The organism is Streptomyces sp. NBC_01003 (assembly GCF_045162695.1).
Classification (GTDB): domain Bacteria; phylum Actinomycetota; class Actinomycetes; order Streptomycetales; family Streptomycetaceae; genus Streptomyces.
Genome location: NZ_CP108707.1, coordinates 7,297,316 through 7,322,391, shown reverse-complemented (window position 1 = coordinate 7,322,391; position 25,076 = coordinate 7,297,316). Strand labels below are relative to the sequence as shown.

At 71.6% G+C, this 25,076-nt stretch carries 24 protein-coding genes and 2 pseudogenes; 13 read left to right on the top strand and 13 right to left on the bottom strand.

The genetic code is table 11. The features are described 5' to 3' along the window. Nucleotides 1-34: 34 nt before the first annotated feature. From OG698_RS33345 to OG698_RS33335, 3 genes are all read right to left on the bottom strand, one after another. Nucleotides 35-817 (bottom strand): 2-keto-4-pentenoate hydratase, encoded by a 783-nt coding sequence (locus OG698_RS33345; RefSeq protein ID WP_406107414.1) that lies wholly within the window; start codon nucleotides 815-817, stop codon nucleotides 35-37. Nucleotides 818-997: 180 nt separating this feature from the next. Next, entirely contained in the window at nucleotides 998-1,945 is a 948-nt protein-coding gene (locus OG698_RS33340; RefSeq protein WP_406107412.1) for an SDR family oxidoreductase, read from the bottom strand. Nucleotide 1,946: 1 nt separating this feature from the next. Beyond that, nucleotides 1,947-2,702: an SDR family oxidoreductase gene (locus OG698_RS33335; RefSeq protein ID WP_399970138.1), complete on the bottom strand. Its 756-nt coding sequence runs from the start codon at nucleotides 2,700-2,702 to the stop codon at nucleotides 1,947-1,949. 88 nt (nucleotides 2,703-2,790) lie between these two features. Between OG698_RS33335 and OG698_RS33330 the strand changes: the two genes are divergently transcribed. From OG698_RS33330 to OG698_RS33310, 5 genes and pseudogenes are all read left to right on the top strand, one after another. Beyond that, complete coding sequence (locus OG698_RS33330; protein WP_406107410.1) at nucleotides 2,791-3,624, top strand: enoyl-CoA hydratase family protein; 834 nt, start codon at nucleotides 2,791-2,793, stop codon at nucleotides 3,622-3,624. Then, nucleotides 3,621-4,463: pseudogene (locus tag OG698_RS33325) on the top strand (CoA transferase subunit A); the annotation flags it as partial. The gene OG698_RS33330 and the pseudogene OG698_RS33325, both read left to right, overlap by 4 nt. Before the next feature lie 75 nt (nucleotides 4,464-4,538). Continuing rightward, nucleotides 4,539-5,273: pseudogene (locus OG698_RS33320) on the top strand (CoA-transferase subunit beta); the annotation flags it as partial. An 11-nt stretch (nucleotides 5,274-5,284) separates the two neighbouring features. Continuing rightward, nucleotides 5,285-6,334 carry an NAD(P)H-dependent flavin oxidoreductase gene (locus tag OG698_RS33315; protein ID WP_406111442.1) on the top strand — a complete coding sequence of 350 codons (1,050 nt, stop codon included), beginning with the start codon at nucleotides 5,285-5,287 and terminating at the stop codon, nucleotides 6,332-6,334. A 27-nt stretch (nucleotides 6,335-6,361) separates the two neighbouring features. Then, nucleotides 6,362-7,273 carry a tyrosine-protein phosphatase gene (locus tag OG698_RS33310; protein ID WP_406107408.1) on the top strand — a complete coding sequence of 304 codons (912 nt, stop codon included), beginning with the start codon at nucleotides 6,362-6,364 and terminating at the stop codon, nucleotides 7,271-7,273. 78 nt (nucleotides 7,274-7,351) lie between these two features. Here the strand turns inward: OG698_RS33310 and OG698_RS33305 are convergent, their stop codons facing one another. The 6 genes from OG698_RS33305 to OG698_RS33280 all read right to left on the bottom strand — a co-directional run bounded on the left by OG698_RS33305 (nucleotide 7,352) and on the right by OG698_RS33280 (nucleotide 13,376). After that, nucleotides 7,352-9,067 carry a DEAD/DEAH box helicase gene (locus OG698_RS33305; protein ID WP_406107406.1) on the bottom strand — a complete coding sequence of 572 codons (1,716 nt, stop codon included), beginning with the start codon at nucleotides 9,065-9,067 and terminating at the stop codon, nucleotides 7,352-7,354. A gap of 153 nt (nucleotides 9,068-9,220) precedes the next feature. After that, nucleotides 9,221-9,424, bottom strand: coding sequence for a cold-shock protein (locus OG698_RS33300; protein ID WP_042152846.1), 204 nt, complete (start codon nucleotides 9,422-9,424; stop codon nucleotides 9,221-9,223). A 199-nt stretch (nucleotides 9,425-9,623) separates the two neighbouring features. Then, nucleotides 9,624-10,781, bottom strand: a complete 1,158-nt coding sequence (locus OG698_RS33295) for an acetyl-CoA C-acetyltransferase (RefSeq protein ID WP_406107404.1) — start codon at nucleotides 10,779-10,781, stop codon at nucleotides 9,624-9,626. 13 nt (nucleotides 10,782-10,794) lie between these two features. After that, on the bottom strand, nucleotides 10,795-11,415 hold the full coding sequence (locus OG698_RS33290; RefSeq protein WP_406107402.1) for a TetR/AcrR family transcriptional regulator: 621 nt from the start codon (nucleotides 11,413-11,415) through the stop codon (nucleotides 10,795-10,797). Nucleotides 11,416-11,451: 36 nt separating this feature from the next. After that, nucleotides 11,452-12,237 (bottom strand): SDR family oxidoreductase, encoded by a 786-nt coding sequence (locus tag OG698_RS33285; protein WP_406107400.1) that lies wholly within the window; start codon nucleotides 12,235-12,237, stop codon nucleotides 11,452-11,454. Next, nucleotides 12,234-13,376 carry an acyl-CoA dehydrogenase family protein gene (locus tag OG698_RS33280; RefSeq protein ID WP_406107398.1) on the bottom strand — a complete coding sequence of 381 codons (1,143 nt, stop codon included), beginning with the start codon at nucleotides 13,374-13,376 and terminating at the stop codon, nucleotides 12,234-12,236. Before OG698_RS33280 ends, OG698_RS33285 begins: the two co-directional genes overlap by 4 nt. A 47-nt stretch (nucleotides 13,377-13,423) precedes the next feature. On the opposite strand from OG698_RS33280, the gene OG698_RS33275 reads away from it, so the two are divergent. The 3 genes from OG698_RS33275 to OG698_RS33265 are packed head-to-tail and all read left to right on the top strand — an operon-like array spanning nucleotide 13,424 to nucleotide 16,457. Then, nucleotides 13,424-14,326 (top strand): enoyl-CoA hydratase, encoded by a 903-nt coding sequence (locus OG698_RS33275; protein ID WP_406107397.1) that lies wholly within the window; start codon nucleotides 13,424-13,426, stop codon nucleotides 14,324-14,326. Continuing rightward, nucleotides 14,326-15,471: an acyl-CoA dehydrogenase family protein gene (locus OG698_RS33270; protein WP_406107396.1), complete on the top strand. Its 1,146-nt coding sequence runs from the start codon at nucleotides 14,326-14,328 to the stop codon at nucleotides 15,469-15,471. Before OG698_RS33275 ends, OG698_RS33270 begins: the two co-directional genes overlap by 1 nt. After that, the gene (locus OG698_RS33265; RefSeq protein WP_406107394.1) at nucleotides 15,471-16,457 is read left to right on the top strand and encodes an acyl-CoA dehydrogenase family protein; all 987 of its coding nucleotides are present in this window, start codon (nucleotides 15,471-15,473) and stop codon (nucleotides 16,455-16,457) included. The genes OG698_RS33270 and OG698_RS33265 overlap by 1 nt, the downstream gene beginning before the upstream one ends. A 295-nt stretch (nucleotides 16,458-16,752) precedes the next feature. Here the strand turns inward: OG698_RS33265 and OG698_RS33260 are convergent, their stop codons facing one another. Genes OG698_RS33260 through OG698_RS33250 form a run of 3 tightly spaced genes read right to left on the bottom strand, consistent with a single transcriptional unit; the run spans nucleotide 16,753 to nucleotide 19,995 of the window. Beyond that, nucleotides 16,753-17,331, bottom strand: a complete 579-nt coding sequence (locus OG698_RS33260; protein WP_406107393.1) for a HutD family protein — start codon at nucleotides 17,329-17,331, stop codon at nucleotides 16,753-16,755. A gap of 43 nt (nucleotides 17,332-17,374) precedes the next feature. Beyond that, nucleotides 17,375-18,415: an acyl-CoA dehydrogenase family protein gene (locus OG698_RS33255; protein ID WP_406107391.1), complete on the bottom strand. Its 1,041-nt coding sequence runs from the start codon at nucleotides 18,413-18,415 to the stop codon at nucleotides 17,375-17,377. Next, the gene (locus OG698_RS33250) at nucleotides 18,412-19,995 is read right to left on the bottom strand and encodes a FadD3 family acyl-CoA ligase (RefSeq protein ID WP_406107389.1); all 1,584 of its coding nucleotides are present in this window, start codon (nucleotides 19,993-19,995) and stop codon (nucleotides 18,412-18,414) included. The genes OG698_RS33255 and OG698_RS33250 overlap by 4 nt, the downstream gene beginning before the upstream one ends. Before the next feature lie 109 nt (nucleotides 19,996-20,104). Here OG698_RS33250 and OG698_RS33245 point away from each other — a divergent pair, with 109 nt between their 5' ends. After that, entirely contained in the window at nucleotides 20,105-20,656 is a 552-nt protein-coding gene (locus tag OG698_RS33245) for a flavin reductase family protein (RefSeq protein WP_406107388.1), read from the top strand. On the opposite strand, the gene OG698_RS33240 is transcribed toward OG698_RS33245, so the two are convergent. After that, a complete protein-coding gene (locus OG698_RS33240; RefSeq protein WP_100592279.1) occupies nucleotides 20,581-21,186 on the bottom strand; it encodes a PadR family transcriptional regulator in 606 nt (201 codons plus the stop codon). The genes OG698_RS33245 and OG698_RS33240 overlap by 76 nt on opposite strands. Nucleotides 21,187-21,274: 88 nt before the next feature. On the opposite strand from OG698_RS33240, the gene OG698_RS33235 reads away from it, so the two are divergent. From OG698_RS33235 to OG698_RS33220, 4 genes are all read left to right on the top strand, one after another. Further along, nucleotides 21,275-22,408, top strand: coding sequence for an LLM class flavin-dependent oxidoreductase (locus OG698_RS33235; RefSeq protein ID WP_406107386.1), 1,134 nt, complete (start codon nucleotides 21,275-21,277; stop codon nucleotides 22,406-22,408). Continuing rightward, complete coding sequence (locus OG698_RS33230; protein WP_406107384.1) at nucleotides 22,405-23,133, top strand: glucose 1-dehydrogenase; 729 nt, start codon at nucleotides 22,405-22,407, stop codon at nucleotides 23,131-23,133. Before OG698_RS33235 ends, OG698_RS33230 begins: the two co-directional genes overlap by 4 nt. Further along, the gene (locus OG698_RS33225) at nucleotides 23,130-24,080 is read left to right on the top strand and encodes an alpha/beta hydrolase (protein ID WP_406107383.1); all 951 of its coding nucleotides are present in this window, start codon (nucleotides 23,130-23,132) and stop codon (nucleotides 24,078-24,080) included. The genes OG698_RS33230 and OG698_RS33225 overlap by 4 nt, the downstream gene beginning before the upstream one ends. 73 nt (nucleotides 24,081-24,153) lie before the next feature. Continuing rightward, on the top strand, nucleotides 24,154-25,068 hold the full coding sequence (locus OG698_RS33220) for a rhomboid family intramembrane serine protease (RefSeq protein ID WP_406107382.1): 915 nt from the start codon (nucleotides 24,154-24,156) through the stop codon (nucleotides 25,066-25,068). Nucleotides 25,069-25,076: the final 8 nt, after the last annotated feature.

Here is a 25,076-nt window from a genome sequence, read left to right as displayed (position 1 = left end):
ACGTACCTCAGCAGAGTCAGCGGACCCGTCGGGGTCATCGGAACGAGAGCGATACGGCGCCGAGTCCGGTGAACTCGGCGGTGTAGGTGCGGCCCGCTTCGACATCGACGGCGCGGGTGCAGGAGCCGGGCAGGATGACGTGCCCCTTGCGCAGGGGCACGCCGAAGCGGGCGACGGTGCGGGCCAGCCAGGCGACGGAGACGGCGGGGTCACCGAGCACGGCGTCACCGCGGCCCTGTGCGAGCTCGTCGCCGTCGCAGGTGAGCCGCGCCTCGACGGCTTTCAGGTCGAGGTCGCGCGGGTCTCGGCCCTCACCGATGACGTAACCGGCGGACGAGGCGTTGTCGGCGATCGTGTCGGCGATGGTGATGCGCCAGTCGGCGATCCTGCTGTCGATCAACTCCAGGCCGGGCACGACGCGTTCGGTCGCGGCGAGGACGTCGGCCGGGGTGCAGCCCTCGCCCGGGAGGTCGTCGCCGAGTACGAATCCGATCTCGACCTCGACGCGGGGCGCGCAGTAGCGGACGGTGTCCACGGGCCGGTCCTCGCGCAGCTCCATGTCGTCGAGGAGATGGCCGTAGTCCGGCTCGTCGACGCCCATCATGCGCTGCATCACCGGCGACGAGAGACCCACCTTGTGCCCGGTGACCTGGGCCCCCAGGGCGGTCCTGTGCCGGATGTTGATCAGCTGGATCTCGTACGCGTCCTCGGTGCCGATGCCCTCGAACGCGCCGGCCAGGGGCGCGACGGGGCTGCGGCCGAGCTCGGCGCGACGCAGCAGCGCGGCGACCTCCTGCCGACTCCGGACGTCAAGCATCTCGGCTCCTTGGGGTGGCGGTCTGACCCGCGGTGCGGTGCACCGCGGTGGGCCAGACGGTAGGTCGGAGCCGGGACGTGGAGGGAGGCCGGATTCCCGCTCAGCGGGAAGGTGACGCAGCTCAGCGGGAAGGTGTCGGCGGGCCCGTAGGGGCGGGGGTACGCCCCTACGGGGGCGGCTTCATCCGCTCCCGTACACCGCCCCCGGAACCTCCGCCCTGCCGAGGAGTTCCCTCGCCGCCTCCCCGGCCTCGGCCGGGGTCCAGCGTGCCGCCTTGTCGGCGGTGGGGCCCGGGCGCCAGCCCTCCATGACCGTGATGCGGCCGGCCTCCGCCTCGAAGACGCGGCCGGTCACGCCGTCGCTCGCGGCGGAGCCGAGCCACACCACCACCGGCGACACGTTCTCCGGGGCCATCGCGTCGAAGCCGTCCTCGGGGGCGGCCATCGTGTCGGCGAACGTGCGCTCCGTCATGCGGGTGCGGGCCGCCGGCGCGACCGCGTTCACCTGCACCCCGTACCGCCCCATCTCCGCCGCGGCGACCAGGGTCAGGCCCACGATGCCGGCCTTCGCCGCGCTGTAGTTGCCCTGCCCCACCGAGCCGAGCAGCCCCGCCCCCGACGACGTGTTCACGACCCGGGCCGAGGGTGTCCTGCCCGCCTTCGCCTCCGCGCGCCAGTGCGCCGCCGCGTGCTTCAAGGGCAGGAAGTGGCCCTTGAGATGCACCCGCATGACCGCGTCCCAGTCGTCCTCGTCGAGGTTGACCAGCATCCGGTCGCGGAGAAAGCCGGCGTTGTTGACCAGCGTGTCCAGGCGCCCGAAGGTGTCGAGGGCCGTGGCGACGAGGGACGCGGCGCCCTCCGTGGTCGCGATGTCCCCGCCGTGGGCGACCGCCTCGCCCCCCAGGGCCCGTATCTCCTCGACCACTTGGGCCGCCGGGCTGTCCGGCGCCGGGGCCCCGTCCAGGCCCACCCCCAGATCGTTGACCACGACCCGTGCGCCCTCGGCGGCGAACGCCAGCGCGTGCGCACGCCCCAGGCCGCGCCCGGCCCCCGTCACGATCACGACCCGCCCCGCACACAGCCCCGAACCAGCACCCGCACCCATATCCGCTCCCGTGCCCTTCTCCATGTCACGCCTCCTTGTTGACAGTTGCCGCGTCCAGGAACGCCGGTCGCTCCCCGCCCCCGTGCACCAGGAGGCTCGCCCCCGTGATGTACGACGCCGCGTCCGAGGCGAGGAACACCGCCGCGTCCCCGATCTCCGACGGCTCGGCGAGGCGGCCGATCGGCACCGTGCGCCCCACCGCCGCCACGCCTTCCTCGTCCCCGTAGTGCAGATGGGACAGCTCGGTGCGCACCATCCCGAGGACCAGCGTGTTCACCCGTATCTCGGGCGCCCACTCCACCGCCATCGAGCGCGCCAGGTTCTCCAGGCCCGCCTTGGCCGCCCCGTAGGCCGCCGTCCCCGGGGAGGGTCTCGCGCCACTCACACTGCCGATCATCACGACGGCGCCGCGCGTGCGCCGCAGTTGCTCCCGCGCGGCCAGCGAAGCGGTCATCGGCGCCGTGAGATTGAGCTCGACCACGCGCGCGTGCCGCTCCGCGTCGGACTCGCCGAGCAGCCGGTACGGCGTGCCTCCCGCGTTGTTCACCAGCACGTCCACCCGGTCGAGGCCCGCGAAGAAGCGCCGAACGGCCGGGCCGTCCCGCAGGTCGACCGGCATGAACTCGCAGCCGGGCAGCGGCTCTTCGGGGGGTCTGCGCGCACACACCACGACATCCGCCCCCGCCCGCACGAACGCCGCCGCGATCCCGGCCCCCACGCCCCGCGTGCCCCCGGTGACGACCGCGACCTTCCCCCTCAGGGGCCTTGAGCTCAGATCCATGCCATCCACCCCAGGTCCATTCCGCTCGTCCCCATCGCCTGCTACCTTCCTACCAAACAAACGTTAGGTGGAAAGGTAGCTGAACGCCATGGGTGTCTCCACCTCCTCACCCGAAAAGGGGATCGCCGTCGTCACGGTGGACTTCCCTCCGGTCAACGCGCTGCCGGTGCGGGGCTGGTACGACCTGGCCGACGCCCTGCGCGCGGCGGGCCGCGACCCGGACGTGCGCTGCGTCGTCCTCGCCTCCGAGGGCCGGGGGTTCAACGCGGGCGTCGACATCAAGGAGATGCAGCGCGACACGGCGTCCGGCGGCCACAGCGCCCTCATCGGCGCCAACCGCGGCTGCTACGAGGCGTTCGCGGCCGTGTACGAGTGCGAGGTGCCGGTCGTCGCCGCGGTCAACGGCTTCTGCCTGGGCGGCGGCATCGGCCTCGTGGGCAACGCGGACGCGATCGTCGCCTCGGACGACGCCACGTTCGGCCTTCCCGAGCTCGACCGCGGAGCACTCGGCGCCGCGACCCATCTCGCCAGGCTCGTGCCGCAGCACCTGATGCGCGCCCTCTACTACACCTCGCGCACGGCGACGGCGCGGGAACTGCACGCGCACGGTTCCGTCTGGAAGGTCGTGCCGCGGGCCGAACTCCGGGCCGCCGCACTGGACCTGGCCCGCGAGATCGCCCGCAAGGACGGCTCGCTCATCCGCCTCGCCAAGGCCGCGATCAACGGCATCGACCCCGTCGACGTACGCCGGAGCTACCGCTTCGAGCAGGGCTTCACCTTCGAGGCGAACCTCAGCGGCGTCGCGGACCGCATCCGCGACACGTTCGGCACAGGCGCAGCCGCAGGCACAGGAACAGGAACAGGAACAGGAACAAGTACTGCCGCAGGCACGGACACGGCAACCAAGGGGGAAGCCAAGTGACGGACAAGACCATGACGCCCGAGGACGTCGTCGCCCGCCTCCGCAGCGGCATGACCATCGGCATCGGTGGCTGGGGCTCGCGCCGCAAGCCCATGGCCCTCGTACGGGCCCTGCTGCGCAGCGACGTCACGGATCTGACCGTCGTCGCGTACGGCGGCCCGGACGTCGGCCTGCTCGCCGCCGCCGGGAAGATCCGCAAGCTGGTCACCGCCTTCGTGACCCTCGACTCGATCCCGCTCGAACCGCACTTCCGCGAGGCCCGCCAGCGCGGCGCGTTCGAGCTGACGGAGGTCGACGAGGCGATGTTCATGTGGGGCCTGCACGCCGCGGCGAACCGGCTCCCCTTCATCCCGGTGCGGGCCGGCATCGGCTCGGACGTCATGCGCGTCAACCCCGCGTTGAAGACGGTCGGTTCGCCGTACGAGGACGGGGAGACGCTGGTCGCGATGCCGGCGCTGCGGATGGACGCGGCGCTCGTCCACATGAACCGCGCGGACCGGCACGGAAACGGCCAGTACCTCGGCCCCGACCCGTACTTCGACGACCTGTTCTGCGAGGCGGCCGACACGGCGTACGTGTCGTGCGAGGAGCTGGTGGAGGGATTCGGGGACGCCGTTCCGCAGACCCTCCTCGTCAAGCGGCATGCGGTCACCGGCGTGGTCGAGACGCCGAACGGCGCGCACTTCACGTCGTGCACCCCCGACTACGGGCGGGACGAGGCCTTCCAGAAGCTGTACGCGACCACGCCCTGGCCCGAGTTCGCCGAGCGCTTCCTGCCCGCGCGCGGCGACGAGAAGAGCTACCAGGAAGCCGTACGGACCTGGCGCGCGGAGCGCGAGCAGCCCACCGGATCCACAGCCACACCGGCGACAGCAGCCACCCCGGTAACAACAACCACCGCTCCCGCCACCACCCCCACCCGCGCCGAATACTGCGTCGTCGCCTGCGCCGACGCCTGGCGCGGCAGCGGTGAGATCCTGGCGAGCCCCATGGGCCTGATCCCGTCCGTCGGGGCCCGCCTCGCCAAGCGCACCTTCTCCCCCGATCTCCTCCTCACCGACGGCGAGGCGATGACCGTGGGTCTCGACGGGGAGCCGGAGGGCTGGCTTCCGTACCGTCAGCACCTCACCATGGTCACCGGCGGCAGGCGCCACGTGATGATGGGCGCGAGCCAGATCGACCGGCACGGCAACCAGAACATCTCGTGCATCGGCGACTGGGACCGCCCCGCCCGCCAACTGCTCGGGGTCCGCGGCGCTCCCGTCAACACCCTCAACAATCCGGTGAGTTACTGGGTCCCGAAGCACTCCGCGCGCGTGTTCGTCGAGAAGGTCGACATGATCAGCGGGGTCGGGTACGACAGCGCCGCCGCGGGGGGACCGTCTGCGACGCGCTACCACCGCATCCCGCGCGTCGTGTCGAACCTCGGCGTCTTCGACTTCGAGACGCCGGACCGCTCGATGCGCCTCGCGTCCGTGCACCCCGGGGTCACCGTCGACGAGGTGATCGCGGCGACGGGCTTCCCACTTGTCCTGCCGGACGGGGGCGACGTGCCGTACACACGCGAGCCGACCCCGGAGGAGCTCCGGCTGATCCGCGAAGTCATCGACCCGAAGGGCCTGCGCGACCGCGAGGTCAGGCCCGTATGAGCGACGCGACCATCGAGACTGCGTTCACCAAGCTGGTCGGCGTGCGCCACCCGCTTGTGCAGACCGGCATGGGCTGGGTCGCGGGCCCGCGCCTCGTGTCGGCGTCGGCGAACGCCGGGGCGCTCGGCGTCCTCGCCTCCGCCACCATGACCCTCGACCAGCTCAGGTCGGCGGTGCGCGAGGTGAAGTCCCGTACGGGCGAACCCTTCGGGGTCAATCTGCGCGCGGACGCCGGTGACGCGCGGGACCGGGTGCGGGTGATCATCGACGAGGGTGTGCGGGTCGCCTCGTTCGCGCTCGCGCCGTCCCGTGACCTGATCGCCGAGCTGAAGGACGCGGGCGTCGTCGTCATCCCCTCCATCGGTGCCCGGCGCCACGCCGAGAAGGTCGCCGCGTGGGGCGCGGACGCCGTCATCGTGCAGGGCGGCGAGGGCGGCGGCCACACGGGGGACGTCGCGACGACGGTGCTGCTGCCGCAGGTCGTGGACGCCGTGGACATCCCGGTGATCGGCGCGGGCGGGTTCCACGACGGGCGCGGCCTGGTCGCAGCCCTCGCGTACGGCGCGGCCGGCGTCGCCATGGGCACCCGTTTCCTGCTCACCTCCGACTCGACCGTCCCGGACACGGTGAAGGCGAGATATCTGGCGGCCACGGTCAAGGACGTCACCGTGACGACGGCCGTGGACGGTCTGCCGCACCGCATGCTGCGTACCGATCTCGTCAACTCACTCGAACGGGCGGGGCGTACGCGCGCGCTCGTGCAGGCCGTGCGGCGGGCCGCCGGGTTCAGGAAGCTGTCGGGCCTGAGCTGGCCGCAGATGGTCCGCGACGGGCTGGCGATGAAGCACGGCAAGGAACTGTCGTGGAGCCAGGTCCTGCTCGCCGCGAACACCCCCATGCTCCTGAAGGCGTCCATGGTCGAGGGCCGCACCGACCTCGGCGTCATGGCATCGGGCCAGGTCGCGGGGGTGATCGAGGACCTCCCGAGCTGCGAGGAACTCGTCACCCGCGTGATGACCGAGGCCCGGCACGTGCTCGGCACCCTGCCTACCCCAGGGTGATCCCGCTTCCCGCAAGGGAGTTCAGCGATGCCACGCACTGTGTCCAGACGCGCCCTCGTCGGCGCCGCGCTCACCACCCTGACGGCCGCGGCCGTCGCGCCCGGTGCCGCCGCGACCGGACGGCGTCCGTACCAGGACCCGCCGATCCGGCACATCCCGCTCCAGGGCGCGGTCAACGTCCGCGACGTGGGCGGCTGTCGGGCCCTCGGCGGCGGTCGCGTCCGCCACGGGCTCGTCTACCGCGCCGATGCCCTGTCCAAGCTCACCGACGCCGACGTCACGACGCTCTCGGGCCTCGGTCTGCGCCGGGTGGTCGACTATCGGGTGCCGGTGGAGGTCCAGTACGACGGCGCGGACCGCCTCCCCGCCGGCCTCACCCCGGACTCGCGACCGGTGTCCGACAACGGCCTGTACGCGCAGATGATGGCCGCCATCAGTTCCAAGGACCCCGTGCGGCAGGAGGAGATGCTCGGCGGCGGCCGGGCGGCCGCCTTCATGCGGAGCGTGTATCCGCGGTTCGTGTCGGACGCGGACAACCGCGCGCGGTTCGCGGCCACACTGCGCGACGCCGCGTACGGCACCGGCGACCGGGGCGCGCTCCTTTACCACTGCACGTCGGGGAAGGACCGCACAGGCTGGACGACGTACGTCCTGCTGCTCCTGCTCGGCGTGCCCGAACGGACCGCCGTGGACGACTACTTGGCGTCGAACACCTTCCGCGCCGCGTACGACGCGAAGGTGCGCGACGGGCTGAAGCAGTCCGGCATGATGCTCGACCCGGACCTGCTGATCCCCCTCCAGGAGGTCCGCACGGAGTATCTGTCGGCGGCCGTCGGCCAGGCGCGGGCGGACTACGGAAGCCTGGGCCGGTACGTCTCGCAGGGGCTCGGCCTCGACCTGGACACCGTCGCGGCCCTGCGCCACCGGCTGCTCGACTGACGCGAACGCGAAGACTGACGCGAACGCGAAGCGGGGCGGTGGGTCGAGGCTGTTCGCCTCGTCCCACCGCCCCGCTGCTCAGCTGGAGTACCGCTTACGCGGCCGCGCCGCGCCCGGCGTCACGCGGACCGCGCCGCGCCCGGCCGCCGCGCCCGCCGGCGCTCTGACCGGCGCCGCCCTGCCCGGGACCGCCCTGGCCACGGCCGCCCTGGCCTCGGCCACCGGCGCCCTGGGAACGACCGCCCTGGACGGCCTGGCCGCGCCCGCCGCCTGGCCGCCGCCTTCGCCGCGCCCCGCCTGCGCGCGCCCGCCCTGGGCACGCCCTGCCTGGCCGGCGCCCTGGCCGCGTCCGCTGCCGCCACGGCTGCGCCGCGGCTTGCGGGCACCGGAGGCGGCCGGAGCGGTCGGCTCCGGGACCTCGATGACGGCGGGGACGCCGGAGGGCTCCCGCGCGCCGGTGATGCGGACGAGCTCTTCGTCGGTGGACTTGACCTGGGTGGTCTCCGGGCGGATGCCCGCGTCCCGCATGAGGCGCGTGACGTCGCGCTTCTGCTCGGGCAGGACCAGCGTGACGACGCTGCCGGACTCGCCGGCGCGGGCGGTGCGGCCGCCGCGGTGCAGGTAGTCCTTGTGCTCGGTCGGCGGGTCGACGTTCACGACGAGGCCGAGGTCGTCGACGTGTATGCCGCGGGCGGCGACGTTCGTGGCGACGAGGGCCGTGACCCGGCCGTCCTTGAACTGCTCCAGGGTGCGGTTGCGCTGCGGCTGCGAGCGTCCGCCGTGCAGCGGCGCCGCGAGGACTCCGCTGGCGAGGAGCCGCTTGGCGAGCCGGTCGGCGGACCGCTTGGTGTCGACGAAGAGGATCACGCGGCCTTCGCGGGCGGCGATGCGCGCGGTGACGGCCTTCTTGTCGGTCTCGTCGAGCACGTGGAGGACGTGGTGCTCCATCGTGGTGACGGCGCCGGCCGACGGGTCCACGGAGTGGACGACCGGGTCGGTCAGGAACTGCCGGACGAGCCGGTCGACGTTCCGGTCGAGCGTCGCCGAGAACAGCATGGTCTGGCCGCCCGGGGCGACCTGCTTGAGGAGCGCCGTGACCTGCGGCATGAAGCCCATGTCGGCCATCTGGTCGGCCTCGTCGAGGACGGTGATCCGCACCTCGGACAGGTCGCAGTCGCCGCGCTCGATGAGGTCCTTGAGGCGGCCGGGCGTCGCCACGACGACGTCCGCGCCGCGGCGCAGGGAGGACGCCTGGCGGGAGATCGACATGCCGCCGACGACGGTGGTCAGACGGAGCCTGACGGCGCCCGCGTACGGCGTGAGGGCGTCGGTGACCTGCTGGGCGAGCTCGCGGGTCGGCACGAGGACGAGGGCCAGCGGCATGCGGGGCTCGGCCTTGAGGCCGGCGGTGCGGGCGAGCATCGGCAGGCCGAACGCGAGGGTCTTGCCGGAGCCGGTGCGGCCGCGGCCGAGGAGGTCGCGTCCCGCGAGGGAGTTGGGGAGAGTGGCGCCCTGAATGGGGAACGGCTCGGTGACGCCCTGCTCGGTGAGCGTCTTCAGAAGGCCGGCCGGCATGTCGAGCTCGGCGAACGTCGCGGCCGCGGGCAGCGCGGGCGTCGTGTTCTCCGGCATCGTGAATTCCTGCGGCGGCGTGGGCCTGCGCTCGGGAACGCGGCCCTTTCCGCCGGACCTTCCACCCCGGGAATTCCTTCCGGCGTTTCCGGCGCCCGCGTTTCCTGAAGCGGATGCGGACCGGTTGCGGGTCGGGCGGGGCGGACGTGCGGGGTTAGCCATGCGGGCATGCCTTCCTGGGCCTGGGCGGCCGGGAGCCGGTGGCCATCGACGCGTCTGCGGGCCGCCGGCCTGGGGACAGCACGGGCCGGGGCCCGCACCTTCGCGGTGCGGACCCCGGCCGTGGGGTGCGTGATCCTGGGATCAAGCGGTGTTTCAGGCGGGGAGGATGTTCTCCGCCTGGGGGCCCTTCTGGCCCTGCGTGACGTCGAACGTCACCTTCTGGCCCTCCTGGAGCTCACGGAAGCCCTGGGTGGCGATGTTCGAGTAGTGGGCGAAGACGTCGGCGCCGCCGCCGTCCTGCTCAATGAAGCCGAAGCCCTTTTCCGAGTTGAACCACTTCACGGTTCCGGTGGCCATAACAATCTCCTTTACTGGGGCGGTACGGAAATCCGAGTCCTTCGAATCTCCAGTCGCACCATTGAGCCCCATCCGGAGTTGGCCCGGAGGACCGGCCGGAAAACAATAATGCGCCTGAGGAACATTCCCGTCAGGCGCACATAAAGTCTATGGGTACCAAAACTGCAACGTCATCGACCTTAGCACGACCGTCACGGGGCTAGAGACGCTCGATGATCGTGACGTTCGCCTGGCCTCCTCCTTCGCACATCGTCTGCAGTCCGTAGCGCCCACCCGTGCGCTCCAGCTCGTGCAACAGGGTCGTCATCAGTTTCGCGCCGGTCGCGCCGAGGGGGTGGCCCAGCGCGATCGCTCCCCCGTTCACGTTCACCTTCTCCGGGTCCGTGCCCGTCTCCTTGAGCCAGGCGAGGACCACGGGGGCGAAGGCCTCGTTGATCTCGACGAGGTCGATGTCGTCCATGGACATGCCGGTCTTCTTCAGCGCGTACGCCGTCGCGGGGATCGGCGCGGAGAGCATGCGGATGGGGTCCTCGCCGCGTACGGAGAGGTGATGGACGCGGGCGCGCGGGGTCAGGCCGTGCTCGCGTACGGCGCGCTCCGAGGCGAGGAGCAGCGCGGCGGCGCCGTCGGAGACCTGCGAGGAGCAGGCCGCGGTGATCGTGCCGCCCTCGACGACGGGCTTGAGGCCCGCCATCTTCTCCAGGGTGGTGTCGCGGCGGGGGCCCTCGTCGACGGTGACGTCCCCGTAGGCGGCGGTCTCGCGGGCGAAGCGGCCCTCGTCGATGGCGCGGATCGCGCGCTCGTGGGAGCGCAGCGCCCACTCCTCCTGGTCACGGCGGCTGATGCCCCACTTGCGGGCGATGAGCTCGGCGCCGTGGAACTGGTTCACCGGCTGGTCGCCGTAGCGGGCGCGCCAGCCCTCGCTGCCCGCGTACGGGCCGTCGGTGAGGCCGAGGGGTTCGGCGGCCTGGCGGGAGGCGAAGGCGATGGGGATCTGCGTCATGTTCTGGGTGCCGCCGGCGACGACGAGGTCCTGGGTGCCGGACAGGACGCCCTGCGCCGCGAAGTGCACGGCCTGCTGTGACGAACCGCACTGGCGGTCGATGGTCACGCCGGGGACCTCCTCGGGGAGGCCGGCGGCGAGCCAGGCCGTCCGCGCGATGTCACCGGCCTGCGGGCCCACCGTGTCGAGGCAGCCGAAGACGACGTCCTCGACGGCGGCGGGGTCGATCCCGGAGCGGGCGACGAGCTCCTTCAGGACGTGCGCGCCGAGGTCGGCGGGGTGGGCGGCGGCGAGGCCTCCCTTGCGCCGTCCTACGGGGGTGCGGACCGCTTCGACTATGTAGGCCTCGGCCATGACGGGTTTCCCTTCAGGGTTGGGTGGCGCGTACGGCGATGCCGTCCAGGACCATCGAGAGGTACTGGCGGGCGATCTCCTCGGGGCTGTGCTGTCCGCCGGGGCGGTACCAGGACGCGGCGACCCAGACGGTGTCGCGGACGAACCGGTAGGTGAGCCGGATGTCGAGGTCGGCGCGGAACACCTCGGCGGCGACGCCGCGCTCCAGGGTGGAGAGCCACGCCTTCTCGAACTTGCTCTGGGAGGCGGCCAGGAACTCGAAGCGCTCCTGGACGGCGAGGTGCTTGGACTCCTTCTGGTAGATGGCGACGGCGGCGCGGTGCCGGTCGATCTCGCGGAAGGACTCGGTGACGAGGGCCTCCAGGGTTTCCCTGGGGCCGAGCCGGGAGTCGAGGACGGAGTCGTATCCGTGCCACAGCTCGTCGAGGAAGGTCCGCAGGATCTCTTCGAGCATCGACTCCTTGGAGTCGAAGTGGTAGTAGAGGCTGCCCGCGAGCATGCCCGCGTGGTCGGCGATCTTGCGGACGGTGGTGGCGTTGTACCCCTGGGCGGCGAAGACCTCGGCCGCGGTGTCGAGGAGTTCGCGGCGGCGCTCGGGCGAGGCGGTCACCTGGGGCTTCTTCTTGGTAGGCACGGGTCCATTGTCGTACTCACCGGCGCGCCCGCGGCGCTACGCATGCTGGCTGCTGACGGAGACGATCTCGCCCGTCATGTACGAGGAGTAGCCGGACGCCAGGAACACGATCACGTTCGCGACTTCCCATGGTTCGGCGTACCGGCCGAAGGCTTCCTTCTCGGTGAGTTCGGCGAGGAGTTCGGCGGAGGTGACCTTCACCAGGTGGGGATGCATGGCGAGGCTGGGCGAGACCGCGTTGACCCGGACTCCGTACTCGGCGGCCTCGATCGCGGCGCAGCGGGTGAGGGCCATGACGCCGGCCTTGGCGGCGGCGTAGTGGGCCTGCCCGGCCTGGGCGCGCCAGCCGACCACGGACGCGTTGTTCACGACGACGCCGTGGCGTCCGGTGTCGCGGAAGGAGCGCAGGGCGGCTCTCGTGCATCGGAACGTGCCGTTCAGCGTGACGTCGAGGACGCGCGTCCACGCGTCGTCGGTCATGTCGACGAGGTCCGAAGTGCCGCCGAGACCGGCGTTGTTGACCACGATGTCGAGGCCGCCGTGCGTTTCGGCGGCCAGCGCGAACAGGGCGCCGACCTGTTCCTCGTCGGTGACGTCGCAGGGCAGCGAGGCGACGTTCGCCGCGCCGAACTCGTCGGCGAGCGCCTGCTCGCTCTCCTTGAGCCTGCGGGCGTGCGCGTCACTGATGAGGACGCGGGCGCCCTCTTCGAGGAACTTGCGTGCCGTCGCCCCGCCGATCCCGGCTCCGGCGGCCGCCGTGATGACGGCCGTCCGCCCCTTCAGCAGGCCGTGGCCCGGCACGTACTCGGGCTTCGCGCTCATACCCGCGCCTCCTTGGGCAGGCCGAGCAGGCGCTCGGCGACGATGTTCTTCTGGATCTCGTCGGATCCGGCGTAGATGGTGTCGGCGCGGGAGAAGAGGAACAGCCGCTGCCAGTCGTCGAGTTCGTACGGTTCGCCGGCGGCGAGCGTGGACGCGGCACCGCACACGTCCATGGCGAGCTCGCCGAGGCCGCGGTGCCAGGCCGCCCAGTGGAGCTTGCCGACGGAGGGGTCGACGCCGCGTCGCGCGGAGGCCGCCATGGCTTCCAGGTCGATCCAGGCCTGGACGAGCCGGTCGCGAATCAGGGGGTCGGCGATCGCGCCGTTCCTCCTGGCCAGCGCCGCGAGGCCGTCCCATTCACGGCGGAACCCGACCTGCTGGCCAAGGGTGGAGACGCCGCGCTCGAAGCCGAGGGTGGCCATCGCGATCCGCCAGCCGTCGCCGGGGTCGCCGACGACGTGGGACGCGTCGGTGCGAGCGCCGTCGAAGAACACCTCGTTGAACTCGCTGGTGCCCGTGAGTTGCACGATGGGGCGCACCTCTACGCCCGGCTGGTCCAGGGGTACGAGGAGGTAGGACAGGCCCGCGTGCCGTCGCGAGCCGGATTCGGTGCGGGCCACGACGAAGCACCACTGGGCCTCATGGGCGAGCGAGGTCCAGATCTTCTGCCCGTCCACGACCCACTGCGACCCGTCGGGCGAAAGGGCGCCTCTCGTGCGGACGTTCGCCAGGTCGGAGCCCGCGTCCGGCTCGCTGTAGCCCTGGCACCACAGCTCCCCGACCGCGACGATCGGCGGCAGGAAGCGCTTCTTCTGCTCCTCGGTGCCGAAGGCGATGAGCGTCGGGCCGAGGAGCTGCTCCCCTATGTGGTTGACCCGGGCGGGCGCGTCCGCGAGCGCGTACTCCTCGTGGAACGCGATCTGCTCCTCGAGACTCGCGCCGCGGCCGCCGTGCTCGACGGGCCAGCCGACGCAGGTCCACCCGTGCGCCGCCATGTGCCGCTCCCAGGCGAGCCGCCCTTCGAACGCCTCGTGCTCACGGCCCGGCCCGCCGCGGCCCCTCAACTCGGCGAACTCCCCCACGAGATGGTCCGCGAGCCAGGCCCGGATCTCGGCGCGAAACTCCTCGACGCTGCTCATGGACGTACGTTAACCTACCAAACACTTGTTAGGGAAGGATGTTTCCGATGCCCGCAGCCCACGACAGTCCTGAACCCGCCCTGCATGAGGGTCCCGAGCCCGCCCCGTCCGAGGGTCCTGAGCCTGTTCTGTACGAGCGCCGCGGACCGGTCGCGTACGTGACGATGAACCGTCCGCGGTACCGCAACGCGCAGAACTCGGCGATGACCTACGCCCTGGACGCCGCTTTCTACCGCGCGGCCGACGACCCCGACGTCAAGGTCGTGGTCCTCGCCGGCGCGGGTGACCACTTCTCCGCGGGGCACGACATCGGCACCCCGCAGCGGGACGCGCATCTGTCCTTCGAGCGGCGGGCCGGGCTCTGGTGGGACCACTCCGACAAGCAGGGCGCCGAATCGCGGTTCGCCCGCGAGTCGGAGGTGTACCTCGGCATGTGCCGGCGCTGGCGCGAGCTGCCGAAGCCGGTGATCGCCTCGGTCCACGGGGCATGTGTGGCGGGCGGGCTCATGCTCGCCTGGGTCTGCGACCTGATCGTGGCCTCCGACGACGCGTTCTTCGCCGATCCCGTCGTGCGCATGGGGATCCCCGGCGTCGAGTACTTCGCGCACCCGTGGGTGATGCCACCTCGCGTCGCCAAGGAGTTCCTGTTCACCGGTGATCGGATGACCGCCCGGCGGGCGTACGAGGTGGGGATGGTCAACCGCGTCGTCCCGCGCGGCGAACTTGCGGGGACGGCCGACGAGTTGGCGCTGCGCGTCGCCGAGATGCCGCGGCTCGGGCTCGCCCTCACCAAGCGGGCGGTGAATCAGGCCGAGGACCTTCAGGGCCTGCACGCCGGCATGGACTCCGTGTTCGGCCTGCACCACCTCGCCCACGCGCACAACGCGGAGACCGCGAAGGACTCCCTCGGCGGCATGGACGTACGCGCGATGAAGGAGGCGAACGCCTGATGGACCTCGACTTCACGCCCGCCGAGGACGCGTTCCGCGCCGAGGCCCGTGAGTGGCTCGCCGGGCATGTTCCGGACGAGCCGCTGCCTTCGCTCGAGACCGAGGAAGGGTTCGCCGCGCATCGCGCGTGGGAGGCGCAGCTTCACGCCGGGCGCTGGTCGGTGGTGTCCTGGCCCGAGGAGTACGGGGGGCGGGGCGCCGACATCTTTTCGTGGCTGCTCCTCGAGGAGGAGTACTACGCCGCGGGCGCCCCTGGGCGTGTCTCGCAGAACGGCATCAACCTGCTTGCGCCGACCCTCTTCGACCACGGCACACCCGAGCAGCGGGCCCGGGTGCTGCCCTCCATGGCGAGCGGCGAGACGATCTGGGCGCAGGCCTGGTCCGAGCCGGAGGCCGGTTCCGACCTGGCGTCCCTCAAGTCCAAGGCCGTGCGCACGGAGGGGGGCTGGCTGCTGTCCGGGCAGAAGACCTGGTCGTCGCGGGCCGCCTTCGCCGACCGGGCCTTCGGGATCTTCCGTACGGATCCTGACGCGCCCAAGCCCCATCAGGGCCTGACCTACCTGATGTTCGACCTGCGGGCACCCGGGGTGACCGTGCGGCCCATCGGGCGACTCGACGGGAAGCCGGCGTTCGCCGAGCTGTTCCTCGACCGGGTCTTCGTGCCTGACGAGGACGTCATCGGTGAGCCGGGCAACGGGTGGCGTATCGCCATGTCGACCACGGGGAACGAGCGGGGGCTCACGCTCCGGTCGCCCGGGCGCTTCCTTGCAGCCGCCGATCGGCTCGTACGGCTGTGGGGGGAGCGGGGGGAGGATGCCGGGATGCGCGATCGCGTTGCCGATGCCTTGATCGGGGCGCGGGCGTATCAGTTGTTCACGTACGCCAATGCATCGCGGTTCGCTGCCGGTCAGACGATCGGGGCCGAGTCCAGTCTGAACAAGGTGTTCTGGTCGGAGTACGACATCGCTCTGCATGAGACCGCGCTCGATCTGCTCGGCTCCGACGGCGAGTTGGTCGATGACCGCGGTGGGTGGGGTGAGGGATATGTCTTCTCGCTCGCCGGGCCCATTTATGCGGGCACCAATGAGATCCAGCGCGACATCATCGCCGAGCGGCTGCTCGGCCTGCCGAAGGGACGGCGCTGATGAGGTTCCTCCTCGATACGGAGCAGGCCGAGTTCGGGCGCACGCTCGACCGGTTGCTGGGCGCGGCGGATACGCCTGACGTGATCCGGGCCTGGTCGTCCGGCGATCACGGGCCCGGGCGGGCCTTGTGGTCGCGGCTGGGTGAAACGGGGGTCTTTGCGCTCGGCGTTCCGGAGGCCTATGACGGCGCCGGGTTCCTGCCCGTTGAACTGGCCGTCTCGTATGTGGAGTTGGGGCGGCACGGGGTGCCCGGGCCTGTGGTGGAGACCGCCGCTGCCGCTCGGCTGCTGGGCCGCCTGCCTGATGTTGCCAAGGAGTGGCTTCCCGGGATCGCCTCGGGGGATGTGGTGGTGTCCCTCGGTGTGGATGGTTCTTACGTCCTGGATGCGGACTCCGCCGACGCCGTCTTCGTCGTCTGTGGCGATGAGCTGCGGCTCGCCTCCGGCCACGGGCCTCTGTTGCCCTCCGCCGATCCTGCGCGCCGGCTCTACGCCCCGACTGTGGAGGGTGGGACGCTGCTCGCGCGGGGGCCGGAGGTGCGGGACGCTGCCGCGCGGGCTGTGGATCTCGCCGCGTTTCTCACCGCCGCGCAGTCGCTCGGTGTGGGGCTCTCTCTGCTGCACCGGACCGTCGAATACGCCACGCAGCGCGCGCAGTTCGGTGCCCCCATCGGTTCCTTCCAGGCCGTGAAGCACCGGCTCGCGGACGCGCTCACGGGGCTGGAGTTCGCGCGGCCGCTGGTGTTCGGGGCGGCGCTCTCGATGGCTCCCGGGGACATCGCGGCGGCGAAGGTTGCGGCGGGCGAGGCCTCTTACGCGGCGGCCCGGGCCGCGCTCCAGCTGCATGGGGCCATCGGGTACACGCAGGAGCTGGACCTGTCGCTGTGGCTGCGCAAGGCTCGACCGCTGCGGGACGCGTGGGGGGCGCCTGCGGCCTGCCGGGCTCGGGTGCTGGCGGAGGGGGTTGGCGAGGGGGTTGGCGGCTGACTGCGATCTGAGGGTCGGTTCGGTTCTGGTTCGGTGCGCCTCGCGGCCTCGGTCGTGGGGCGCACTCGCCGTTCAGGGTGCGACGCCTCGCCTGCTGCGTCTCGCCGTTCGTGGGTGCGAGGCCTCGCCGGGATGTGCGTGCTCGCTGTTCTACGGGTTCCGGGCATCGGCGCGTGGGCCCGAGCGCTCCCCCACGTGGCTCCGCGCGCCCATCCCGCCACGTCCCCTCCCGTCGGGGGGCGGCTGCGGGCCGGTGGGGCTTCCTCTCACGCGCGCCCGTCTCTTACGCGGACGATCAGGGGGTTGGCTCAGGGAAGGTGACTACGGCCGTGCGGCCCATGGCGTGCAGTGGGGCGGTGGCAGTGGCCGCGTTCATCAGCGCGGCGTCGTAGCGGCCCAGCGCGCGTCCTGCGACCACCGCGCCCTCGCCCTCCAGTGCTACGACCAGGGCCTTGCCGGTGACGGTGAGGCGGCCTCGGACCACTGCTACCGCGGGAGGTGCGCCGGCTCCTCTGCGCCACATGACGTTGAAGTTCACGACCGGGCCGTCGATGAGGTGGCAGTCGGTGGGTACGTCGCCTCGGAAGTCCTGCGGTGCGTAGCGCTCGTCCACGGTTCTGTGGTCGTCGCCCACCGTCAGTTCCATGCCGGCGCCCTCGACCATCGTCAAGGTTCGGTCGACGTCGGGGAACGCGGAGAACGGGCCGTCGCCCGCTACGTCCGCGAGGCTCACCCGCCACACGAAGTCGTCCGTCCCCGCGTCCGGCGGCGACGCCGCGATGTTGCGGGTGACCCCGCCGCCGTTCTTCCAGGCCGCAGCGGTTCGCTCCGCCGCGGGCAGCAGCCGTACGCCGTTGTCAGTGGTCCCGGGCATGGGGCGGCTCCGATGGTGCTGGGGTGTGGCGGGAGTGCCGAGGTTACGTCACTGGGGTGAGGTCCAAGCCGGCGGCGAGGCGTTGTCTGTGTTCGGGTGGGGCGCCGAAGAGCAGGCGGCCGGAGTGGGCCCGCTTCAGGTGGCGGTGCGCCTGGTGTTCCCAGGTGATGCCTATGCCGCCGTGCAGCTGGATCATCTCGCCGGCGATGTTCGTGTACGCCTGGGAGCAGGCGGCTTTCGCGGCTGCCGCCAGGTGGGGTGCCGCGTTGGAGTGCGCGGCGGCTTGGGCGAGTGAGCGTGCGGCCTCCAGCTCGACGTGCAGGTCTGCTATGCGGTGCTTCACCGCCTGGAACGAGCCGATGGGCCGTCCGAACTGCACTCGGTTCTTGGCGTACTCGATGGTGTCCGCCAGTGCTTGGGTTGCGGCGCCTACCTGTTCGGCTGCCAGCGCCGTGCAGGCGAGATCCCGTACGCGGGACAGGATTCGTTCTCCGTCTGCGGCCAGGAGCTTGGCGTCCGAGGTCCCGTCGAACGTGATGCGGGCCTGGGGGCGCGTCTCGTCCATGGTGGGGCGGGGCGTGAACTCGCTTTCTGCGCAGTTGACTTGGTAGAGGGCGGGGCCTTTTTCGCCTTGGGCCATCACCAGCAGGATGTCCGGGTGTCCGGGGCCTGTCAGGACATGTTCCTTCACGCCGGTCAGTCGGCCCGCTCGGACTCGGGCGTTCAGCGCTTTTGGCTCCCAGCTGCCGTTTTCCGCCCAGGCAAGCGCTCCTACCGCGGTGCCGTCGGCCAGCTTGGGCAGTAGTTCGGCGCAGGCCCGGGTGTCGCCTGCGGCAATGAGCGCCTGTGTGGCGAGGACGGTGGAGGCCAGGTACGGAACCGGACTGAGTGCCCGGCCCAGTTCCTCCATGACCACGTATGTTTCCAGCGTGCCGCCGCCGACGCCGCCGTACTCCTCCGGCACCCCCAGGCCGGCCACCCCGACGGATTCGGTGAGCGGGACCCACGCGGCCATGCCCTCGTGCCGGGCCAGCACCGCCCGTACGGCGGAACGCAGTTCGTCCTGCTCCTGGGTGAATTTCATTCCCTGTCTCCCTTCGCCCTGCGGCGCAGTTCGCCCTTGAGGAGCTTGCCGCCCGCGTTGCGCGGGAGCTCCGGGACTGTGACGAAGCGGCGCGGGACCTTGAAGTTGGCCAGGCGCTCGCGCGTCCACGCGGTGAGCTTCTTTGCGTCCACGGGTCCGGATACGACGATGAAGGCGACGCCCACCTCGCCGAGTCGTTCGTCCGGGGCGCCTACTACGGCGGCGTCGACTATCAGTTCGTGGCCGAGCAGGGCGTTCTCCACCTCGGCCGGGTACGCGTTGAAGCCGCCCACTACGTACATGTCCTTGAGCCGGTCCGTGATGGTGAGGAAGCCACGGTCGTCGAGCTTGCCGATGTCGCCCGTGCGGAGCCAGCCGTCTTGGGGGACTGCCTCTTGGGTTGCCGTTTCGTCGTCCAGGTAGCCGCGCATCACGTGGTAACCGCGCACTTGTACCTCGCCCGGTTCGCCGGCGGGCAGGGCGTCGCCCAGCGGTGAGGCGATCCGGATCTCGGTGCCGGGCAGCGCGCGGCCGACCGTGTGCGCGACGGTCCACGCGTCGGCGTCCGTGGGGCAGACGGAGACGACACCTCCCGACTCGGTCAGCCCGTACGCCGTGAACACGTCGGGGGCGCCGAGTTCGGTGCGGATGAGTTCCACCAGTTCCGTTGGGACGGTTGCGGCGCCCGTTCCCGCGAGCCGTAGTGCTCCGAGGTCGGTCTGATGTCGGCGAGGGTGGTGGATCAGACCGTGGAAGACCGTGGGCGGGCCCATCAGGCAGGAGACTCGTTCGGTGGCGATGCGCTCCAGGACGCGGTCCGTGTCGTAGACCTCCTCCGGCAGCATCGTGACGCCGCGCAGCAGGCAGGCGATGATGCCCGCCTTGTAGCCGAACGTGTGGAAGAACGGGTTCACCAGGAGGTAGCGGTCTCCGGTGCGCAGCGTGACCTGGCGCGACCACTCCTCGTAGAGGCGGACCGTCTGTCCGTGCGTGGCCATCACGCCCTTGGGGCGGCCGGTGGTGCCGGAGGTGTAGAGGATGTCGCTGAGGTCGTCGGGGCCCACGGTGGCGGCGCGGGCGAGGCGTTCGGTGTCCGTGACTCCTTCGCCCGCCTTCAGGTACGCGTCCCAGGCGATGGCGTCGTCTTGCGCCTCGCCACGGAGGACGACCATGGAGCGCAGGGCGCCCAGGTCTTCTCCGCTCGCCGTCAAGGTGTGGACGTAGTCGGTGCCGAGGAATCCGCGTTCCGTGAAGAGGAGTTCGGCGCCGCTCCGGCGGATGATGTCGGCGGCCTCGGCCGCCTTGTAGCGCGTGTTGACCGGGACGAGGACCGCCCCGGCGCCGACCGCGCCGAGTGCGGCGAGGATCCACTGGCGGCTGTTGGCGGCCCAGATCGCGACCCGGGTGCCGGGGCGTATGCCGTGTGCGACGGCGGCGCGCGCGGCCGCGGCGATCTCGTCGCGCAGCCGGCTGAAGGTCCAGCGGACCTCGCCGTCGGCGAGTGCCTCCCGGTCGCCGTACGCGGAGGCGGCGTACTCGGGGAGCTGGGCGAGCGTGCGCGGTGGGGTGGTGCTGGTCACGAACCCTCCCTGTGATCAGGGGTACTTGACGTGCGAGCGTGGCCGGTATCCAATCACAGGTGTTTCGGTTAGGCATATACCTAGTAGGCACATTCCTTGGAGGCCTCACATGCCGATCCCCACCCACCCCGCCACCTCGGCCGAGGACCTGAAGTCCGCGCTCGCCGGTTTCTGTACGGGCGTCGCGGTCATCACCGCGCTCGACGGCGACGGCCGCCCCGCGGGCATGGCCGTGCAGTCGTTCTCGTCGGTCTCGCTCGACCCGCCCCTGGTCTGCTTCTGCCCGGCGCACACCTCGACGACCTGGCCGCGGATCAGGGCGGCGGGCCGGTTCGCGGTCAACGTCCTCGCCGAGGACCAGCGCGAGCTGTGCCGGCGCTTCGCGGTGACGGGCGGCGACAAGTTCGCGGGCACGCCCTGGCGGCCGGGCGGCAACGGCGCGCCCCTGCTCGACGGGGCGCTCGCCACGATCGAGTGCGAGCTCGCCGACGTACTCGACGGCGGCGACCACGCCATCACGCTCGGCCGGGTCACCTCACTGACCGCGCACCGCGACGCGGGGCCGCTGCTCTACTTCCGGCGCACCTACGGGCGCTTGCCGCGCTCCAGCTCCTCGATGTCCGCGAGCATGGCGTCGGCGAGGTCACGCTCGGACGCGTAGTACCGCTCGGCCCACTTGAGGGTGAGCGCCGGATAGCTCCACGCCTCGCTGGCCTTCGCGCCCTCCACGTCCTCCTCCGCGCGCAGCCGCATCGTCTCGGCGAACTCCCGGTGCCGCGCGAGCACTTCACGCATCTGCTCGGCTTCGAGCAGGTGCCCGAGCCAGAGCCGCAGCATGGGCCCGTGCTTGAGGACGGGCGGGTCCACGGGCGCCTCGCGCGCCCAGGTCCGCACCGCCTCCATGCCCTCGTCGGTGATCCGGTAGACCCGCTTGTCGCGGGTGCCGGTCTCCTGCGCGACCATCCGCGAGGTCGCGTAACCGGCCTTCTCCAGGCGCTTGAGCTCGCTGTAGATCTGGCTGAACGACGGGCTCCAGTAGAAGAAGCGCAGGGACCAGTCCGACCACTTCTTCAGGTCGTAGCCGGACAGCTCCTCACCGAAGGAGAGCAGTCCGAGCACCGCCCAGCTGGTCGCCGGGAGTGCGGGGCGCTCCGCGCCCGCCGTGTCGTCTACCGCCTTCTTCTTCACCACGCACGCAGTGTACGTAGCCCCTTCCCTCGGCCTGCGTATGCCTGCTAGAAGTATTCCTATTAGAAACACGCCACTCGGGAGGATCCCCGTGAAGTTCTCCATGATCTTCGAGGCCCAGCTCGCCGACCCGACGCCAGAGAACGAGCGCCAGGTCCTCAAGGACTGCGTCGAACAGGCCGTCTTCGCCGAGGAGATGGGCTTCGACCGCATCTGGGCGGTCGAGCACCACTCCCTCACCCAGTACGCGCACATGAGCGCGTCCGAGATCTTCCTGACCTGGGTCGCGGCCAGGACGTCCCGGATCCGTATCGGGCACGGCGTCGTCACGATGCCCTTCGGCTACCAGCACCCCGTCCGCGTCGCCGAGCGCGCCGCGATGCTCGACTCGCTGGCCGGCGGCCGCGTCGACATCGGCGCCGGGCGCGGCGCGACCAAGCAGGAGATGCGGATGTACGGGGTCCGCCCCGAGGACACGTATCCGCAGATGGAGGAGGCCCTGCGGATCTTCTCCTCGGCGTGGCGCGAGGAGCAGTTCGAGTGGCACGGCTCGATCGACATCGGGCCCGGCGCGATCCTGCCCCGCCCGGTGCAGACCCCGCACCCGCCGCTCTTCATGGCCTGCTCCAAGCACGACACGCTCAAGCTCGCGGCCGAACTCGGCATCGGGGCCCTGGTGATGGGCTTCGCCGGCGCCGACGACGTCCGCACGATGCGCAAGGTCTACGACGAGGCCATCGCGACCCGCACCGGCGAGCGCTTCGTGTCGACCGAGGTCAACGACCACCTCTCGGCGCTCTGCCCGACGGTCGTCCTCGACGACGCGGACCTCGCCCTGCGCCTCGGCACGCGCGGCCAGCGCTTCTTCGCCGAGTCGATCGCGCACTGGTACGGGAACGCCCCCGCGCCCACCTCCTACGCGGAGTCCGATGACGCGGCGACCCACGTGGCCGCGATGGCCAGGGACCGCGAGGAGCTCGTCGCCAAGCTCCACGAGGCGAACATCCCGGCCCGCCCGGTCGACACCGGCACCTACAACGCCGAGCACGCCTACGGCTCCGCGGACACCGCGATCAGTTACGTCGAGCAGCTCCGCGAGATCGGCGTGGACGAGGTGATGTGCCTCATCCAGATGGGCACCGTCCCGCAGGAGGCGTGCATGGAGACCATCCGCCAGTGGGGCGAGAAGGTCATCCCGCACCTCCGGACGCTGGAGGCGAAGTGACGGTCTCACTGGACGGCAAGGTCGTCGTCATCACGGGCGCGGGGCGCGGGCAGGGCGCGGCGGAGGCCGCTCTCGCCGCGGCGGCCGGCGCGCGGGTCGTGGTCACCGACGTACGCGAGGAGGAGGGTCGCGAGGTCGCCAAGTCGCTTGGCGAGCAGGGGCTGTTCGTGCGGCACGACGTGTCCGATCCGGACAGCTGGGCCGGGGTCGTCGGTGCCGCGCTCGGCGCCTTCGGACGGATCGACGCGCTGGTCAACAACGCGGCGCTGTGGCGCACCGCGCCGGTGGAGCGGGAGACGCTGGAGAACTTCGAGCAGCTGATCCGCGTCAATCTCATCGGCCCGTTCCTCGGCATCCAGGCCGTGGTGCCCGCGATGAAGGAGGCGGGCGGCGGATCGGTCGTCAACGTCTCGTCGACCGCGGGTCTCATCGGCATACCCGGGCACGCGGCCTACGGCTCCACGAAGTTCGGCCTGCGCGGCCTGACCCGGTCATCGGCGCTCGACCTGGCGGGGTACGGGATCCGCGTCAACTCGGTGCACCCGGGCGCCATCGACACCCCGATGATCGCCGGTGTCTCGGGCAAGGACTGGTCGCATCTGCCGCTGGGCCGGATGGGCCGCCCCGAGGAGGTCGGCGAGCTGGTCCTGTTCCTGGCGTCGGACGCCTCCTCGTACGTCACCGGCACGGAGTTCACGGTGGACGGGGGATCGACGGCCGGATGACGACGCACGATCCCCTCACCCCACTGGCGCGCACCCTGTGCGACGCCATGTCGGCCGCGTTCCCCGACCCGGCCGACGGCCCCCTCGACGCGGACGCCCTGCGGGCCGCCGCGCGGGCGGGGCTCGGGAAGCCGTCCGTGCCGATGCGGTCGGTCACCGAGCGCCTGGTGCCGGCGCAGGACCTCGACGCGCCCGTGCCCGTACGGATCTACGAGCCCGAGGCCGACGGCCCGCGCCCGCTCGTGGTGTTCCTGCACGGCGGCGGATGGGTGCTCTGCGACCTCGACACGCACGACGGGCTCTGCCGTCAACTCGCCGCATCGGCCGGTGCCTTGGTCGTTTCCATCGACTATCGACGCGCGCCCGAGCACCCGTTCCCCGCCGCATCCCACGACGCGTACGCCGTCGCGCGGTGGGCCGCCGCGCACGCGCGGGAGCTGGGGTGCGACCCGGACCGGCTGTTCGTCGCCGGGGACTCCAGCGGCGGGAACCTGGCCGCGGCCGTGGCCCTGCGGGCACTGGGCGACCCCGAGGGTCCAAAGGTTGCGGGCCAGTTGCTGCTGTACCCGGTGCTCGACCACCGGCTCGGCGGCGAGTCCCCGGTGGCGTTCGAGCGGGGGTTCTTCCACACGACGGCTCATATGCGCTGGTACTGGGAGCAGTACCTCGGCGCCGGTGGCGATCCCGTCGCCGCGTCCCCCGGGCTCGCGCCCGACCTCGACGGTCTGCCGCCCGCCCTCGTGCTCCTCGCGGACTGCGACCCGCTGCGTGACGAGGGGCTCGCGTACGCGCGGCGGCTCGCGCGGGCGGGAGTGCGGGCGGAGGTGGCGCTGTATCCGGGGGTGTTCCACGGGTTCCTGGGCGCGGCCGGGTTCCTGCCCGAGGCGGACGCGGCGCTCGCGCGGGCCGCCGCCTGGCTGACCCGCACCCCGGGCACCGCGGCCTGACGGCGTTCGCTATTTTGTTCGCCGCCGTCCCCACCGGCTCTGTCCCCCTCCCCGAACCACAGAGGAGCCGGCCGTGGAAGCCGAGTCCCAGCCCGCCACGACCCCCGCGGTCACCACCTGCTACCGCCACCCCAAGGTGGAGACCTACGTCAGCTGCACCCGCTGCGAGCGGCCCATCTGCCCCGACTGCATGCGGTCGGCGGCCGTCGGCCACCACTGCCCCGACTGCGTGAAGGAGGGCGTCCGCTCGGTCCGCCAGGCCCGCACGGTCTTCGGCGGACGGATCTCGGCCGTCCCGCTCGTCACGTACGTCCTGATGGGCCTGAACATCGTGGCCTACCTCGCCGAGCTGCTGCGCCCGGCCGTCGTGGACCGGTTCGGGATGCTGGGCGCGGGGCTCGTCGGCCCTGACGGCGGGCACTACGTGTACCAGGACGGGTTCCCGGCCGACTTCCACGCGGAGGGGGTGGTGGCGGGCGAGTGGTACCGGATGATCACCGGCGCGTTCCTCCACATGCCGGCCACCGAGGGCGTCTTCGGGATCCTGCACATCCTGTTCAACATGTACTCGCTGTGGAACCTCGGCCGTGTCGTCGAGACGCAGCTGGGCCGCGTCCGCTATCTCGCCGTCTATTTCCTGTCCGCGTTCGGCAGCTCCGTGCTCGTCTACCTGATCGCCCCGGGCACCCTCACGGTCGGCGCGTCGGGCGCGATCTTCGGGCTCGGCGCCGCGTACTACGTGATGGCGCGGCGTCTGGGCGCGGACATGAGCGGCGTCAACCGGTTCATGGCGTACTTCCTGCTGTGGATGCTGATCTCGGCCGGATTCGCCTCCTGGCAGGGCCACTTGGGCGGCCTGCTCACGGGCGGCGCGGCCACCCTCGCCCTCGCGTACGCGCCCCGCGCCCGCCGCACCCTGGTGCAGGGCTCGGCATGCGCGGGGCTGTTCGTCCTGCTGGTGGCGCTGACATTCCTCAAGCACCCGTAGAACGACCG

Excerpts from the sequence above, each read along its gene's own strand:
- OG698_RS33345 (WP_406107414.1), bottom strand. The coding sequence starts at position 817 with ATGCTTGACGTCCGGAGTCGGCAGGAGGTCGCCGCGCTGCTGCGTCGC.
- OG698_RS33340 (WP_406107412.1), bottom strand. The coding sequence starts at position 1,945 with ATGGAGAAGGGCACGGGAGCGGATATGGGTGCGGGTGCTGGTTCGGGG.
- OG698_RS33335 (WP_399970138.1), bottom strand. The coding sequence starts at position 2,702 with ATGGATCTGAGCTCAAGGCCCCTGAGGGGGAAGGTCGCGGTCGTCACC.
- OG698_RS33330 (WP_406107410.1), top strand. The coding sequence starts at position 2,791 with ATGGGTGTCTCCACCTCCTCACCCGAAAAGGGGATCGCCGTCGTCACG.
- OG698_RS33310 (WP_406107408.1), top strand. The coding sequence starts at position 6,362 with ATGCCACGCACTGTGTCCAGACGCGCCCTCGTCGGCGCCGCGCTCACC.
- OG698_RS33305 (WP_406107406.1), bottom strand. The coding sequence starts at position 9,067 with ATGGCTAACCCCGCACGTCCGCCCCGCCCGACCCGCAACCGGTCCGCA.
- OG698_RS33300 (WP_042152846.1), bottom strand. The coding sequence starts at position 9,424 with ATGGCCACCGGAACCGTGAAGTGGTTCAACTCGGAAAAGGGCTTCGGC.
- OG698_RS33295 (WP_406107404.1), bottom strand. The coding sequence starts at position 10,781 with ATGGCCGAGGCCTACATAGTCGAAGCGGTCCGCACCCCCGTAGGACGG.
- OG698_RS33285 (WP_406107400.1), bottom strand. The coding sequence starts at position 12,237 with ATGAGCGCGAAGCCCGAGTACGTGCCGGGCCACGGCCTGCTGAAGGGG.
- OG698_RS33280 (WP_406107398.1), bottom strand. The coding sequence starts at position 13,376 with ATGAGCAGCGTCGAGGAGTTTCGCGCCGAGATCCGGGCCTGGCTCGCG.
- OG698_RS33275 (WP_406107397.1), top strand. The coding sequence starts at position 13,424 with ATGCCCGCAGCCCACGACAGTCCTGAACCCGCCCTGCATGAGGGTCCC.
- OG698_RS33270 (WP_406107396.1), top strand. The coding sequence starts at position 14,326 with ATGGACCTCGACTTCACGCCCGCCGAGGACGCGTTCCGCGCCGAGGCC.
- OG698_RS33265 (WP_406107394.1), top strand. The coding sequence starts at position 15,471 with ATGAGGTTCCTCCTCGATACGGAGCAGGCCGAGTTCGGGCGCACGCTC.
- OG698_RS33260 (WP_406107393.1), bottom strand. The coding sequence starts at position 17,331 with ATGCCCGGGACCACTGACAACGGCGTACGGCTGCTGCCCGCGGCGGAG.
- OG698_RS33255 (WP_406107391.1), bottom strand. The coding sequence starts at position 18,415 with ATGAAATTCACCCAGGAGCAGGACGAACTGCGTTCCGCCGTACGGGCG.
- OG698_RS33245 (WP_406107388.1), top strand. The coding sequence starts at position 20,105 with ATGCCGATCCCCACCCACCCCGCCACCTCGGCCGAGGACCTGAAGTCC.
- OG698_RS33225 (WP_406107383.1), top strand. The coding sequence starts at position 23,130 with ATGACGACGCACGATCCCCTCACCCCACTGGCGCGCACCCTGTGCGAC.